At 67.1% G+C, this 14605-nt stretch carries 11 protein-coding genes; 9 read left to right on the forward strand and 2 right to left on the reverse strand.

Going from position 1 to position 14605, the window contains the following annotated elements:
- Positions 1 to 27 precede the first annotated feature (27 nt).
- The 4 genes from C7438_RS01135 (at position 28) to sleB (ending at position 6171) form a co-directional block, all read left to right on the forward strand.
- Entirely contained in the window at positions 28 to 1851 is a 1824-nt protein-coding gene (locus C7438_RS01135; RefSeq protein WP_121443515.1) for an aldehyde ferredoxin oxidoreductase family protein, read from the forward strand.
- A gap of 70 nt (positions 1852 to 1921) precedes the next feature.
- Positions 1922 to 3229 (forward strand): molybdopterin molybdotransferase MoeA, encoded by a 1308-nt coding sequence (locus C7438_RS01140; RefSeq protein WP_211322005.1) that lies wholly within the window; start codon positions 1922 to 1924, stop codon positions 3227 to 3229.
- Positions 3230 to 3231: 2 nt separating this feature from the next.
- Positions 3232 to 5151 (forward strand): molybdopterin biosynthesis protein, encoded by a 1920-nt coding sequence (locus C7438_RS01145; protein WP_121443517.1) that lies wholly within the window; start codon positions 3232 to 3234, stop codon positions 5149 to 5151.
- A gap of 315 nt (positions 5152 to 5466) precedes the next feature.
- Entirely contained in the window at positions 5467 to 6171 is a 705-nt protein-coding gene (gene sleB, locus C7438_RS01150; RefSeq protein WP_252393315.1) for a spore cortex-lytic enzyme, read from the forward strand.
- Positions 6172 to 6315: 144 nt separating this feature from the next.
- Here sleB and C7438_RS01155 read toward each other — a convergent pair whose 3' ends face one another.
- Positions 6316 to 6570, reverse strand: coding sequence for a hypothetical protein (locus tag C7438_RS01155; RefSeq protein WP_121443518.1), 255 nt, complete (start codon positions 6568 to 6570; stop codon positions 6316 to 6318).
- Positions 6571 to 6851: 281 nt separating this feature from the next.
- Here C7438_RS01155 and C7438_RS01160 point away from each other — a divergent pair, with 281 nt between their 5' ends.
- Both C7438_RS01160 and C7438_RS01165 read left to right on the forward strand, forming a co-directional pair.
- Positions 6852 to 8153, forward strand: coding sequence for a DNA polymerase IV (locus C7438_RS01160; protein ID WP_121443519.1), 1302 nt, complete (start codon positions 6852 to 6854; stop codon positions 8151 to 8153).
- A 91-nt stretch (positions 8154 to 8244) separates the two neighbouring features.
- Positions 8245 to 8622 carry a YolD-like family protein gene (locus C7438_RS01165; protein WP_121443520.1) on the forward strand — a complete coding sequence of 126 codons (378 nt, stop codon included), beginning with the start codon at positions 8245 to 8247 and terminating at the stop codon, positions 8620 to 8622.
- Positions 8623 to 8692: 70 nt separating this feature from the next.
- On the opposite strand, the gene C7438_RS01170 is transcribed toward C7438_RS01165, so the two are convergent.
- Positions 8693 to 10012, reverse strand: coding sequence for an MFS transporter (locus C7438_RS01170; protein WP_121443521.1), 1320 nt, complete (start codon positions 10010 to 10012; stop codon positions 8693 to 8695).
- 209 nt (positions 10013 to 10221) lie between these two features.
- Here C7438_RS01170 and lepA point away from each other — a divergent pair, with 209 nt between their 5' ends.
- The 3 genes from lepA (at position 10222) to hrcA (ending at position 14600) form a co-directional block, all read left to right on the forward strand.
- Positions 10222 to 12069 carry a translation elongation factor 4 gene (gene lepA / locus C7438_RS01175; RefSeq protein WP_289626225.1) on the forward strand — a complete coding sequence of 616 codons (1848 nt, stop codon included), beginning with the start codon at positions 10222 to 10224 and terminating at the stop codon, positions 12067 to 12069.
- Positions 12070 to 12101: 32 nt separating this feature from the next.
- Positions 12102 to 13286 (forward strand): radical SAM family heme chaperone HemW, encoded by a 1185-nt coding sequence (gene hemW, locus C7438_RS01180; RefSeq protein WP_170143463.1) that lies wholly within the window; start codon positions 12102 to 12104, stop codon positions 13284 to 13286.
- A 186-nt stretch (positions 13287 to 13472) separates the two neighbouring features.
- Positions 13473 to 14600 carry a heat-inducible transcriptional repressor HrcA gene (hrcA, locus tag C7438_RS01185; protein WP_170143464.1) on the forward strand — a complete coding sequence of 376 codons (1128 nt, stop codon included), beginning with the start codon at positions 13473 to 13475 and terminating at the stop codon, positions 14598 to 14600.
- The last annotated feature ends 5 nt before the right edge of the window (positions 14601 to 14605 follow it).

Below are 14605 nucleotides of genomic sequence, written 5' to 3' on the forward strand. Positions count from 1 at the left end.
TTGTCTTAAAAGGGAGGCGTGGGTACGATGCTGCGCGGGTACAACAACCGCGAACTCCTTGTGGACCTCACGCGGGGCACGGTAGAAGAACGGCCGCTCGACTGGGAACTCGTTCGGAAGTACATCGGCGGCCGCGGCCTCGGCGTAAAGTACGTGTTCGACAACGGGCCGCACGTAGAGCCTTTCTCGCCCGAAAACCTACTCGCGATCATGACGGGCCCGCTCACGGGGACGCGCTCGCCCATGAGCGGACGGTTGGCCGTCGTCACGAAGTCCCCCCTCACGGGGACGGTGACGGATTCGCACATGGGCGGATGGACGGCCGCCCGGATCAAGTGGGCGGGTGTGGACAACATCCTCATCCGCGGACGGAGCGAAAAGCCGGTCTACCTGTACATTGAAAATGGGCGAGCGGAAATCCGCGACGCGTCGGACATTTGGGGCCTCGGCGTGCGGGAGACCGTGCGGGTCTTGCGGGAACGCCACGGGGGCAGTCGTCCGGAGGACGTAAGCGTGATGGCCATAGGTCCGGCGGGCGAGCGGCTCGTGCGCTTTGCCTCGTTCATCAACGAGGACGATCGCGCGGCGGGGCGCGGCGGCACCGGGGCCGTAGCCGGCTACAAGCGGCTCAAGGCGATCGTCGTCAAGGGGTCGGCCCGCGACCGCGACTTCGTCGCCTACGATGAGACCGCCTACCACAAGGCGAACCAAGACGGGCTGCGGGCGATCCTTCACGGGGCGGTTACGGCGCCCAAGAAGGGCGGCCTCTCCGTGTACGGGACGAACGTGCTCATGAACATCATCGACGGCGTGAGCGGCCTCCCCGTGTACAACGCCAAGACGACGGTGATCGAAGGGGCGGCGGAGATCGGCGGAGAACGCGTGCGGGAGACGATCCTCTACCGCGACCACACCTGCCACGCCTGCCCCGTAGGCTGCAAAAAGGACGTCGTCGTGCGGGAGGGGAAGTATCGGACGACGGTCCCCGCCGGGAGCATGGAGTACGAGTCCGCCTGGGCCCTCGGGGCGCTCATCGGCGTCACCAACCGCGAAGCGGTGGCGCGCATGATCGACCTCGCAAACGACTTCGGCATGGACACCATCGAGACGGGGAACGCCATCGCCGTGGCGATGGAGGCCTACGAGCGCGGGCTCATCGGGTACGCGATCCGCTGGGGAGACGCCGACCGCGCGATTGAACTCCTCCGCTCGATCGCCGAGCGAAGCGGGGTAGGCGACGACCTCGCCGAGGGGCCGGCCCGCTTCGCCAAGTCCCTCGGGGCGCCCGAGATCTCCATGTCCGTAAAGGGGCAGTCCATCCCCGCCTACGACCCGCGGGCCATTCAGGGGATTGGCCTTGGGTACGCGACGAGCAACCGCGGTGCCTGCCACCTCCGTGGCTACACGATCAGCGCCGAGATCCTCGGGATTCCCTACCCTGTGGACCGTACGGCCGTGGCCGGGAAGGGCGAACTCCAAAAGTGGTTTCAGGACCTCTTCGCCTTCACGGACTCCCTCGACGTGTGCAAGTTCTCGACGTTTTCCGAGACGCCGGAGCACTACGCGCGGCAGTTTTCCGCACTCACGGGCATGGAGATCACGGAAGAGGAACTCTTCCGCATCGGGGAGCGCATTTACAATCTCGAGCGCTACTACAACAACCTCGCCGGCTTCAACCGGCGTGAGGACGACCACCTGCCGGAACGCTTCCTGAAGGAGCCGGCGGCGGGGAAGTCCGAGGGCATGGTGAGCCATCTCGACGAAATGCTCGACGAGTACTACCGCGTCCGCGGCTGGCGGGACGGCGTCGTGCCCGAGGAAAAGCTCCGCGAGCTCGAGATCATCGCCTGACGGCTGCGGGTTCGGCAACGGAGACGCCGCCGGGGCAACTCGGCGCCGTCTCCACGAGGAAGGGGTGCGCGTGGTGGAACTCTTTCGCGTCCTGTCCGTCGCCGACGTCCGAAAGCTCCTCGACTCGCTTCCCGTACCTTCGCGCCGGGTAGAGGAAGTCCCCCTCCTCCGGGCGGCGGGACGCGTTCTCGCGCGCGGCGTGCGCGCTCCGGAGGACGTTCCCGCGTTTTCCCGTTCTACGGTGGACGGCTACGCCGTGATCGCCCGAGAGACTTTCGGCGCGGGGGAATCCACCCCCACGCTCCTCGACGTCGTCGGCGAGGTGCGCATGGGCGAGACTCCCGGGCGTCGTCTCTCCGAGGGGGAGGCGATGTACGTTCCCACGGGAGGAATGCTCCCCGAGGGGGCGGACGCCGTCGTCGCCGTGGAGCACGTGGAAGTCATGGGGACTCTCCTCAACGTCTACCGCGCCGTCTCACCGGGACAGAACGTGATCTTCCGCGGGGAGGACGCCCTTGCCGGGGAGGAGGTCCTCGGCCCGGGAATGCGGCTTCGCCCTTACGAAATTGCCTACCTCGCTGGCCTCGGGGTGCGCGAGGTGCCCGTGTACGCGCCTCCTATCGCGACCGTTCTTTCCACGGGAGACGAACTCGTCCCACACGAGACGCGCGACCTCCGGTTGGGGCAGGTGCGCGACACGAACGCCCCGGCGATCTGCCTCCTTGCCGAGGAGTTCGGCGCACGTGTCCGCTGCGGTGGCATCGTGCGTGACGACGAAGACGCCTTTGCCCGGGCGATCGGTGCCGCCCTCGAAGACTCCGACCTCGTGATCCTTTCCGGCGGAAGCTCCGTCGGGGTGCGCGACCTCACGCTGCGGGTGCTTGAGGAGCGCTTCCGCGCGGAAGTCTTCTTCCACGGGATTTCTCTCCATCCGGGGAAGCCCACCTTGCTCGCGCGCGTGGGGGAACGCTTCGTCCTCGGCCTCCCCGGGAATCCTACCTCCGCCACGGTCGTCTTTTTCCTCTTCGGGCGCCACCTCCTCGCGCGCCTGGCCGGGGAGGCGGTTTTCGCCCCGATCGCCCTCGAGGCGAAGCTCCGGCGTCCCCTCGCCTCCGTTGCCGGCCGTACGGACTACTACCGCGTGCGCCTCGTGCGCGAGGCGGACGGTTGGTGGGCGGAGCCGGTGCTCGGAAAGTCGGGTCTCCTCTTTACGCTCCTGGGGAGCGACGGGCTCGCGGAGGTGCCCGAAGAAAAGGAAGGGTACCTCGCCGGGGAGTCGGTCCGCGTGTACCTGTTGGACACGCGGCAAGTAGCCGTTCCGCCCCCCCGCAAGCCGCGAGAAGGTCTCGCAGCCCGTTGGACGGAAAAGGAGGAGTGACCGTGGGGCGCAAGGTGTTTCTCGACGAAGAGCCCCTCGACGACGTTCGCCGGCGTTGGCTCTCCCGCGCGAACATCCCCCGTCGCACGGAACGAATTCCTACGGCGGAGGCCCTGAATCGCGTCGCCGCCGTAGACCTCTACGCCCGCGTCTCCATGCCCAACTACAACGCGGCGGCAATGGACGGGTTTGCCGTACGCGCAGAACGGACGTTTTTCGCCTCGGAGACCAACCCCGTGCGCCTGCGCGTCGGGGAGGAGGCGATCGTCGTCGACACCGGCGATCCCCTTCCCGAAGGGACGGACGCCGTAATCGCCGTCGAGCGCGTCCACATCCTCGACGACGGACGGACCATCGAGGTCCTCGCCCCCGTGGCCCCGTGGCAGGACGTACGGCCGATCGGCGAAGACGTGGTGGTGGGGGAGATGATCCTCCCGGCCTTCCGCCGCCTTCGCCCGTACGACCTGGGGGCACTCCTCGCCGGCGGCGTCCTCGAGGTGGAGGTGCTCGCGCGTCCGCGCGTGGCCGTGCTTCCCACGGGCGACGAGCTCGTCCCTCCCAAGGAAGACATCGGCCTCGGGGAAATCCCTGAGTTCAACGGCGCCATGCTCCGCGGCCTCGCGGAGTCCTGGGGGGCGGTCGCCGACGTGTTCCCGATCACACCCGACGATCCAGGGTTCCTTCGGGAGCGCGTGGCCGCCGCCCTCGAACGCTACGACGTCGTGGTCTTGAACGCCGGCTCGAGTGCCGGGCGCGACGACTACACCGCCGACATCCTCGGGTCCTTCGGCGAGATCGTCGCCCACGGCGTCGCCACCCGGCCGGGGAAGCCCGTCGTCCTCGCGGTGACTCCGGAAGGTCGTCCCCTTCTCGGCATCCCGGGCTTTCCCGTCTCCGCCTTTCTCGCCATGGAGTGGTTCTTGAAACCCCTCCTCGACCGCTATTTTGGGGAGGGGGCGCCCCCGCGGCCGCGCGTGCGCGCGCTCCTCGGGCGACGCCTCGTGTCCGCCGTCGGCCGCGACGAATTCGTACGCGTGACCGTAGGCAAGGTGGAAGGGCGCTACGTCGTCCAGCCCCTCTCGCGCGGGGCCGGCGTGACGATGTCCCTCGTGCGTGCCGATGGGCTTCTCGTCGTCCCGCGGGAGGCGGAAGGCTTCGAGCAGGGGACGGAGGTCGAGGTCGAGCTCTTCCGCGACCCGGCACAGATCGACCGCACCGTCGTCCTCACGGGAAGCCACGACTTCGCCCTCGACCTCTTGCGCTCACACCTTAGGCGGAAGGACCCCACATGCGACCTTTCGTCCTCGCACGTGGGGAGCACGGCGGGGCTTCAGGCGATCGCCCGCCGCGAGGCACACGGCGCCGGCATCCACCTCCTCGATCCGGAGGACGGGACGTACAACGTCTCCTACGTCCGGCGCCACATCCGCGGCGTCCCCGTGGTACTCGTCCACCTCGCCAAGCGCGTTCAGGGCTTCCTCGTAGCCAAGGGAAATCCCCTGGGAATCCGAAGCCTCGAAGACATCGCCCGCCCGGGCGTGCGCTACGTGAACCGCCAGCGCGGCGCGGGGACGCGGATCCTCTTCGACCACCTTTTGCGCAAGGCGGGGATCTCCCGGGAGTCCGTGTACGGGTACGACCGCGAAGTGCCTACTCACCTCGCCGTGGCGGTCGCCATCCGCGAGGGAAGCGCCGACGTGGGATTGGGGATCTACGCGGCGGCCAAGGCCTTCGACCTCGATTTCATCCCCGTCGGCGAAGAGCAGTACGACCTGCTCCTCTTGCGTTCCTTTGTGGAAAGCCCGTTGGGCGCCTGCTTCCTCGAGATCCTGCAAAGCGAAGCCTTTCGCGAGGAGCTTCGGCGTTTCGGCGGCTACGACCTCTCCCGCAGCGGAGAGGTGGTGTACGCGCAGGAGGGCTGACTTTCGGGAAGGGGCCGCCGTCTGCGGAGCGCCTCCGGGATCGTGGGACGGACGGGTGGAGGAAGGTGCGAGCGGCCGCCTCGGCGCTGAGGCGGCCGCGATTTTGTTTTGCCGGCAAGTTTTTGCGGAAAACGCGCACCCTACGGGTGAGACGCAAGGCGCTTTGCCCTCCTCGGGGCGCAGAAGCCCCGACTCTGGAAGACGACGGCGGAGGTGGCATGAAGCGTGCGTTCCCGGTGGGTGCGCGTCATCGCGCTAGGGCTTGCCTTCCTCCTCGCGGGCCTTGTGCCCCTAGAGCTTTGGGGGCGGGCGCCCTTGGCCCCGAAGGGCGCGGAAAAGGCCGGTGAACCTCCCCGTGCCGAAGCCTTCGGCCGGGAAATTCTTCGCGTGGGTTCGCGCGGGGGGGACGTATACGAGCTGCAAGGAAGGCTTCAGTACCTCGGGTACTACCACGGGCCGATCGACGGAATCTTCGGCTGGCGTACGTACTGGGCGGTGCGCAACTTCCAGTACCAGTTCGGCATTCGCGTAGACGGGATCGTCGGGCCGCAGACGAAGTACAAGCTCTGGCTGGCGACCAAAAACTGGCGTCCTACGGGCACCGCCTCGACACCTGCCCCTTCCGCACCGAAGCCCACGTACGTCACGTACACCTCGCAGCCGATTACGAGTCGCGACATCGACCTCATGGCACGTACGGTGTACGGCGAGGCCCGGGGAGAACCGTACATCGGCCAGGTGGCCGTGGCGGCGGTCATCCTAAACCGCCTGCGGCACCCCGCGTTTCCCAACACGATTCCCGGGATCATCTTTCAGCCTGGGGCCTTCACGTGCGTTTCGGACGGTCAAATCTGGCTCACGCCGGATGCGACGGCGCGCCGCGCGGTGTACGACGCGCTCAACGGGTGGGACCCGAGCGGCGGAGCCCTCTACTACTTCAATCCCAAGACCGCGACTTCCGCGTGGATCTGGTCGCGGCCGCAGATCAAGCGCATCGGCAACCACATTTTTACCCGGTAGGCTCGGCGGCTGTATACCCGCACCGGCATGGTGCAAGTCGCCGGGCAGGCGAGGCGCACGTGCATTTCGCGTTCGACTGCCGGGATGGATGCCGGAGCAAGCGGGAGATCGACGCGCGGAGGCGAAAGGGCTTCCGCGCCCTTTTCATTCGTCGTCCCATTTGGGGAGGAAAAGGCTCGCCTTCACGTTGGGGAGCGCTTCCAGTTCGGCGACGAGCGTGCCCAGTTCGTTGTCCGTGCCGCGGACGATGAGGGAGACGGCGACGTCTCCGCCAGCGTCCGTGAGTTCCACGCGTCCGAGGATCAGGTGCGCCTTGCGCGCGAGAATCTCGTTTACGGCGGCGAGGGATACGCGGTCGTCGTGCACGTGCACGGAGGCGGTTCCGAAGTGCGTCTTCACGGAAAGCCCGTCCTTTCGTCCGTCGTGGATCTCTCTTTTCCGTTTGGATCGATTTGCGGCGTTCGCGAAATACGCTCCCGCCGCGCCTCTCGCCCTTTGCGGCCGGAGGGCAAAAGGCCGGGGCGGGGACCGACGTCTTCAGTGTAGCATACGCGCCGCGGGCCGCGCCTACCCCCCTCGCTCTCTTGAGTTCTTTCGCTGCCCCGTGCTATCCTAAAAACGAACTAAAGTTCAACGAATCTTTGTTTGCCGATTGTCCGGCTCGGTGCGGAGGGATTCGGATGGATGGAGGGGCGGACTACGCCCGCGCGGGAGACGAGGAGAAACCCGCGCGGGGCGCATCCGCAGGGAAAGAACGCGTCGTGCTCTTGGTGGACATGGAGTCGTTTTTTGCCTCCGTAGAGGTGGCGGCACGCCCCGACCTCCGGGGGCGTCCGGTGGTCGTCGCGGGGGATCCCGAGCGGCGACACGGGGTCGTCCTCGCGGCCACGCGGGAGGCCAAGGCGTGCGGCGTTTCTACGGCGATGACGTTGGGCGAGGCGCTCCTCCTCTGTCCCGAGGCGGTCGTCGTACGCCCGCACATGGCCCGCTACCTCGCCACCTCCCTTCGGATCACCGCCCTTCTCGAGGCGTTTTCCGACCTCGTGGAACCGTACTCTATCGACGAGCAGTTCGTGGAGCTCACGCCGACCTTGCACCTCTTCGGAACGGCGGAATCCGCCGCGCAGGAGATCCGCCGACGCATCCGCGAGGCCACGGGCGTCAACGCCCGCGTGGGCATCGGCCCGAACAAGCTCACGGCAAAAATGGCCTGCGACGTGTACGCCAAAAAGATCCCTGAAGGCATATTCCGCGTCGCTCCGGGGAAGTTCGCCGAAGCCTTTTGGCATCGGTCGGTAGAAGATCTCTTCGGCGTCGCCCGCCGCCTCGGCGCCCACTTGCGAGGCATGGGGATCCGCACGATCGGCCAGCTCGCCCAAACGCCCGAAGAGCTCCTCCGCCGCCGGTTCGGCAAGCTCGGGGTGCGCCTTCACCGGTACGCCAACGGCATCGATCCTTCTCCCGTAGACCCTTCCCTGGTGTGGCGGCAAAAGGGGGTAGGGCGGGGGATCACCCTCCCGCGCGATTACCGGGAAGGGCGGGACGTGGGAATCGTGATCCTCGAGCTCGCCGACGAGGTGGCGCACCGCGCCCGCGCCTTGGGTGTCCTCGGGAACGTCGTCGGCGTAGGGATAGGGGGCGCCTACGGCCTAGAGGTGCGGCACGGGTTTTTCCGCCAGATGCACCTGTCCGTGCCTACGCGTTCCCCGACGGAAATCGCCGCGGCGGCCCGCGCCCTCTTTCGTCGCCATTGGTCGGGGTTCCCCGTGCGCCACGTGTCCGTGTTCCTCGGCGGGCTTTCCACCGACGACGTCTTCCCCCTCGAGCTCTTTCGGGATCGGGTGCGGGAGGAAAGGGTGTACCAGACGCTGGACTTCATCTGGGAGCGGTTTGGCCGGGCAAGCCTCGTGCGCGCTTCTTCCCTCACCCCGGCGGGACAGGCGCGGGAGCGCGCGCATAAGATCGGCGGACACGAGGCGTGATTTTCCGCTTCGGGGAGACCTCGTACGCCTGTACGGCAAACGGGATTCAAGTCTCCTTTGCGAGTTCGTCTGGAGAGGGGAGGGAAGACCCGTGTTCGGAAGTTCCCGCGGGGGAAACGAGCCAGCATCCATCTGGGAAGGAAGCCGCATGCTCCTCCCGGAACACCGGGAGGCGCTCGTCGATTACTTCCTGCGCCGGGGAGCCCAAGCCCCGCCGAAGCCGGACCGAGACAAGCTGGCCGAGGTGGAGGAGCGCCTGCGCCGCGCGCTGGCCACGGGCCGAGAGGTCATCCTCACCGCCTACACCCCGCAAGGGGACGTACGACTTGCCGTGCGCCCACTCGGATGGAAAGAGTGCTCCCGCACATCCGGCGGCCGCAGCGGGCCCTGCGTGCTCGTGCGCAAGGAAGACGGGGAAGAACTCGAGCTGCCCCTCGTCTACGTGCGCTGGGTGGAAGAGGCGGACTGAGCGGCGTTCGGAAGGCCGCACGCCTCGGGGGACGCGGAGTATGCGGGCCCCGTCGCGGGAAAGTCCCTCCTCACCGGCGAAGGGCGACCGCCAGCACGCCCAAGGAGGCGATTTCCAAGATCGTCACCCCGAGCACGACGTACGTCCCCCCCAAGCCGTAGTAAAGGAGGCCGAAGAGGATGCCGCTCGCAAAAAGGGCGAGGCCGTACACCGTGTTGAACACCCCGTATCCCAACCCCCGCCGCTCCGGAGGCGTGAGGTCGGCGACCGCGGCGCGGAGGACGCTTTCGTGTAGCCCCATGGCGCCCCCCCAGAGGACCATTCCCAACACGGAGAAGCCGAGCCCCGCCTCGGAAGGCAGAAAGAGAGAGGCGGCCGCGCCTACGGTGAGGAAGGGGACGAGTCCGAGGACGAGGATTCCCATTCGGTCGTAGAGAAGCCCAGCGACGAGGGCGAATACGGCGTCCACCCCCATGGCGAGCGCATAGAGGAGGGGGGCGATTTCCGGAGCGAGCCCGCCGCGCGCAAAGTGAAATCCGATGAGCTGGAAGTGGAGAAAGCCCGTCGCGGCCAGGGCGGCAAAAAAGAGGAACGCCCAGAATTTTCGAGAAAAGGCGCGGGAGGGAAGCGCGTCGCTCCGGACGGACGCGTGCGGAGGGGGGCTTTGGGGACGAAGGTCCTCCCGCCCGGAGGAGGGCTCCTCCGTCCCGGACTCGAGGAGTTCGGGGCGGGGGAAGAGGCGCCAGACGAGGACGAGGGCGAGGAGGGCGAGGATTGCCGGAAGGGCGTAGGCGAAGAGCGTCGTCCGGTACCCGAGTCCGAGGCCGAGGAGGAGGGCGGCGAAGAGGGGGCCGGTGAGCGCCCCGATCTGGTCCATGGCTTCGTGCACCCCGAAGCCCTTGCCGCGGCCCACCCGTTTCGTGGCGTAGGAGAGGAGAGCATCGCGCGGCGGCGTGCGCAGGCCCTTCCCCGCCCGCTCCGCGAGGATGAGGGCCGCCGCCGGCGGCCACGAGTGCACGAGGCCGAGGGCAGGTACGGAAAAGAGGTTGATCGCGTAACCTACAGCGGTGAGGAGCCAGTGGTGGCGCGTACGGTCGGCGAGGTACCCGCCGGCGAGGCGGAGGAGGTACCCGAGGAGTTCTCCCAACCCGGCGAGCGTTCCGACGACGGCGGCGCTCGCCCCGAGGAGGGCGAGGTATTGCCCTACGACGCTTCGCAGGCCTTCGTACGTGACGTCGGCAAAGAGGCTTACGACGCCGAAGAGGAGGATGATCCGCCAGGCGGTGCTGCGAAGGCGGTCGCCCTCCGCCTCCGGGGACGAAGGCGGTTCGGCCGTGTGGGGGCCCTCGTTTGCCGGAGGATTCGGTTTTTCCGAAGGAGACGGCGGCATTTCGGCTTCCCTCCTGCGGGCATCGGGGTTTCGGCGTCTGCAAGAATTTCCGAGAAATCGAAGCTATTGTACTCCAGCCCGCCGGGCGTGTCGATTCGCTTGCGGCGGAACTCCCTTACGACCCCGGCTTGTGGTAGGATTGGACGCAGAACTTTTGCACGGCGTCTACCGAACTTCGCGCCTTCGCATTGCGCGGGAGGGGGTCTTCTTTGGCACGGGAATTGGAACGCGGCGAAGACGGGGCTCTCCCCCGAGAGAGAATCCGGAACTTCTCCATCATCGCCCACATCGACCACGGCAAGTCCACCCTCGCCGACCGGCTCATCGAGCGCACGGGGGCGCTTTCCGCGCGGGAGATGCGCGAACAGGTCCTCGACGTCCTCGAGCTCGAGCGCGAGCGGGGGATTACGATCAAGCTGAACACCGTGCGGCTTCTCTACACCGCGCGAAACGGCGAGACGTACGTCCTCAACCTCATCGATACGCCAGGGCACGTGGATTTCACGTACGAGGTGTCGCGTTCCCTCGCCGCCTGCGAGGGGGCGTTGCTCGTGGTTGACGCCACTCAGGGGGTTGAGGCGCAGACGTTGGCCAACGTCTACCTCGCCCTGGAGCACAACCTGGAGATCGTCCCGGTGCTCAACAAAATCGACCTGCCGAGCGCCGAGCCGGAGCGGGTGATGCGGGAGATCGAGGAGCGTATCGGCCTTCCCGCCGACGACGCCCTCCTCGTTTCGGCCAAGGAGGGGATCGGGATCGACGAACTGCTCGAGGCGATCGTCGAGCGCATCCCGCCTCCCCAAGGCGATCCTCGGGCTCCCCTTCGGGCGCTCATCTTCGACTCCTACTACGACAGCTACCGGGGGGCGGTGGCCTTTGTGCGCGTGTTCGACGGCGTCCTCCGGCCGGGCGACGAGATCCTCATGATGGCCACGGGGAAGCGCTACGAGGTGCAGGAGGTCGGCGTCCGCACGCCGCACCCGTTGGCGCAGGAAGCCCTCGGCCCGGGGGAGGTGGGGTACCTCGTGGCCAACATCAAGGAAATCCGCGACATCCGCATCGGGGACACGATCACGCACGCCGCACGGCCAGCCGACCAGCCACTTCCTGGCTACCGCCCCGTGAAGCCCATGGTGTTTGCGGGGATCTTCCCCGTCGACCCGGACCGCTACGAAGACCTCAAGGATGCCTTGGAAAAACTCGCCCTCAACGACGCCGCCCTCGTCTTCGAACCGGAGACGAGCGCCGCACTGGGGTTCGGATTCCGCGCGGGCTTTCTGGGGCTCCTCCACATGGAGGTCGTGCAGGAGCGCCTCGAGCGCGAGTACGGCCTGGAGCTCATCATGACGGCGCCGAGCGTCGTCTACCACGTCTACCTGCGAAATGGGGAGCGGCTCGAGATCGACAACCCGGCGAAGTTTCCCGACGCCTCGAAGATCGAGCACATCGAGGAACCGTACGTCAAGGCGCGGATCCTCGTCCCCGCGGAATACGTCGGCGCGGTCATGGATCTCGCGCAAAAGAAGCGCGGCGAGTTCGTCACCATGGAGTACCTCGACGAACGGCGCGTGGAGCTCACGTACGAGCTCCCGTTGGCGGAGATCATGTTTGACTTCTTCGACCTGCTCAAGTCGCGCACGCGCGGGTACGCCTCGTTGGACTACGAGTTTTCCGGATACCGCCGCTCGGAACTCGTCAAGCTCGACGTCCTCATCGCGGGGGAGCCGGTGGACGCCCTTTCCACGATCGTCCACCGCGACTTCGCCTACGAGCGCGGGCGAAAGCTCTGCGAGCGCCTGCGGGACATCATCCCCCGTCAGCTCTTCGAGGTACCCATCCAGGCCGCCATCGGAACGCGGGTGATCGCCCGCGAGACGATCAAGCCGCTGCGCAAAAACGTGCTCGCCAAGTGTTATGGCGGCGACGTCTCCCGAAAGAAAAAGCTCCTGGAAAAGCAAAAGGAAGGAAAGAAGCGGCTCAAGGCCATCGGGCGGGTGGAAGTCCCGCAGGAAGCCTTCCTCGCCGTGCTCCGCGTGGGCGAGGACGAGGGAGAATGACAAGGGCGAACGGATCGTCTGGGGAAGGAGGGGTGCCCTTCGTCCACCCGGAGCCCGCCCGCGCCCTCTACATCCACCTTCCCTTTTGCCGCGCGCGTTGCGCGTTTTGCGACTTCCCCGTCGTAGCCGGGAAGACGGAGCACCTGCACGGGCCTTACGTGGACGCCCTCCTGCGGGAACTCGAACTCCTCTTTTCCTACTTTCCTCCGGATCCATCGCACCCGCTCCGCACCCTGTACGTCGGCGGAGGGACGCCGTCTTTCCTCGCACGGGCGGAATGGGAGCGCCTGGCGGCGGGGATCGAACGCGTTCTCCCGGGGGGGATTGCGTCCCTCGAAGAGTGGACGGTGGAGCTCAACCCGGAAGACGCCGATCCCGAGCTCCTCCGCATGCTTCGCGCATTTGGCGTAACCCGCGTGAGCATAGGGGTGCAGTCCTTCGACGATGCCCTCCTCGCCGCGCTCGGACGCGTCCACGATGCCGCCCGTGCGGTACACGCCGTAGAACTCGCCGCCGATTTGGGGTTTCCCCACGTATCCGTCGACCTCATGTACGGCCTTCCGTCCCAGACGGTCTCCGCCTGGCTGCGCGATGTCGAGCGGGCCCTCGAGCTTCCCGTCGACCACGTTTCCGCCTACGCCCTGGGCGTAGAGCCGGGGACGCGCCTCTTTGGCGAACTGCGCCGGGGACGCATCGCCTTGCCGGAGGACGACGCGGTGGCGGAAATGTACGAGCGCTTTGTGGAGCGCGCGGCGGCTCGGGGGTTTCGCCGCTACGAGGTGAGCAACTTCGCCCGCCCCGGCGGCGAGTCGCGGCACAACCTCGCGTACTGGCGCTACGAGCCGTACTACGCCGTGGGCTTGGGGGCCCACGGCTTTCTCCGGGGCATTCGAACGGCGAATACGCGGCACCTCCAGACCTACCTCCGCCGTTTGGTTCCTGGTCCCCGTGCGGACCTTCCGTGGGCCGAAGTGCGGGCACTTTCTCGGGCTGAAGCGATGGGAGAATTTGCCTTTCTCGGCTTCCGCCTCGCGGAGGGCGTGGATCTGGCGCGGTTTCGGCGCCTCTTCGGCGTTTCGTTTTTCGACGTGTTTGCACTGACGTTCGACCGCCTCTTCGCGGCGGGAATCCTAACCGTAGACGGCGGTCGCGCGTACGTACGGGAAAGGTGGGTGTACGTGCAAAACAGCTTCCTCTCGGAGTTCCTCCTCGCGTAGCCCCCTGCGCCTTCGTTGACAGGAGCTCGTCGTGGCTGGTATTCTAACCTTTGGGATTAGCACTCTTTCCCTTTGAGTGCTAATATGGACGCGAGAGGGAGTCGGCCGTACGGCCGCAGGAGGATTTCGCGACACGAAACGGCCGCCCGGGCGTACGCCGGGATTGCACGGGAGGGGGTGGTTCCCGTGGAGCTGCTCAACGAGCGTCAGGAGGCCATCCTTCGGGCCGTGGTGGAGCTTCACGTGCGCTTTGCGGAGCCGGTCGGTTCGCGGACGATCGCCAAGCTCGCGGGAATCCCCCTGAGCCCGGCGACGATCCGCAACGAAATGGCCGACCTGGAAGAGATGGGCTACCTCGAACAGCCGCACACGTCCGCAGGGAGGATCCCGTCGGAAAAGGGCTACCGGTACTACGTCGACCACATCCTCCCGGCGGTGGAGGAGGCCTTTTCCGTAGACGAGGGAGTTCTCGAGCGCCTGCTCCGCCTCCCGTACGAAGAAGCGGAACGCGCTTTGCGCGAGGCGGCGGAGGTGCTCGCGGCGCTCACGGACTACGCGGTCGTGGCCCTCGGCCCGGACGTAGACGAGGCGAAACTCTACCACCTGGAATTCATTCCCTTGGAGGGGAACCGCATCGTCGCGATCCTCGTGACGGAGGACGGCCGCGTCTTCCACCGCACGTCCCTCCTCCCCGAGGGCGTGCCGCGGGACGTCGTAGAGGACTTCGTGCGCACGGCGGCGCGCCACCTGCGGGGGAAGGACCTGCGCCACGTACCGCCGGCAATCTACGCGGAGCTGGCAGAAGCTCTCGCCCGCAACGCCGAGGCTCGGGAACGTGCGGCGGAGTTTCTCCGGAGGATTTTCGACCTTCCTTCGGCGTCTCCGGTCCACCTCGAAGGGACGACCCGCCTCCTCGCCCACCCGGAATTTCGGAGTGTAGAGGCCGTTCGCGAGTTCCTCGGGCTCATCGAACGGGAGGAGCTCCTCCGGAGCCTCCTCGAACCTCCGGCTCCGGGGATCGTCGTGCGCATCGGCGGAGAAAACGAGTTCCGCGAGGCGCGGCGCTACGCGATCGTCTCGGCGGCCCTCGTCGAAGGGGGGACGCGGCTGGGGACGATCGGCGTGATCGGCCCCGTACGCATGGAGTACGGACGCGTCCTCGCGCTCCTCAACACCCTCCTCGGTTTCTTCTTCGAGCGGGGCCGCGAGGGGGAGGCCGGACTCGAAACGCGGGCAAAGGCCGAGGGAGACGTGCGGCACCTCGCCGCACGGGAGAGCTCGGAGGGCGAATCGGAAGCACAAAGGGCGAGGTGAGAGGA

Source organism: Brockia lithotrophica, assembly GCF_003633725.1.
Taxonomy (GTDB): Bacteria; Bacillota; Bacilli; order Thermicanales; family DSM-22653; genus Brockia; species Brockia lithotrophica.

What these genes read in the sequence shown, in the direction of transcription:
- C7438_RS01135 (WP_121443515.1), top strand. Translation starts at nt 28, where the DNA reads ATGCTGCGCGGGTACAACAACCGCGAACTCCTTGTGGACCTCACGCGG.
- C7438_RS01170 (WP_121443521.1), bottom strand. Translation starts at nt 10,012, where the DNA reads ATGCCGCCGTCTCCTTCGGAAAAACCGAATCCTCCGGCAAACGAGGGC.
- C7438_RS01160 (WP_121443519.1), top strand. Translation starts at nt 6,852, where the DNA reads ATGGATGGAGGGGCGGACTACGCCCGCGCGGGAGACGAGGAGAAACCC.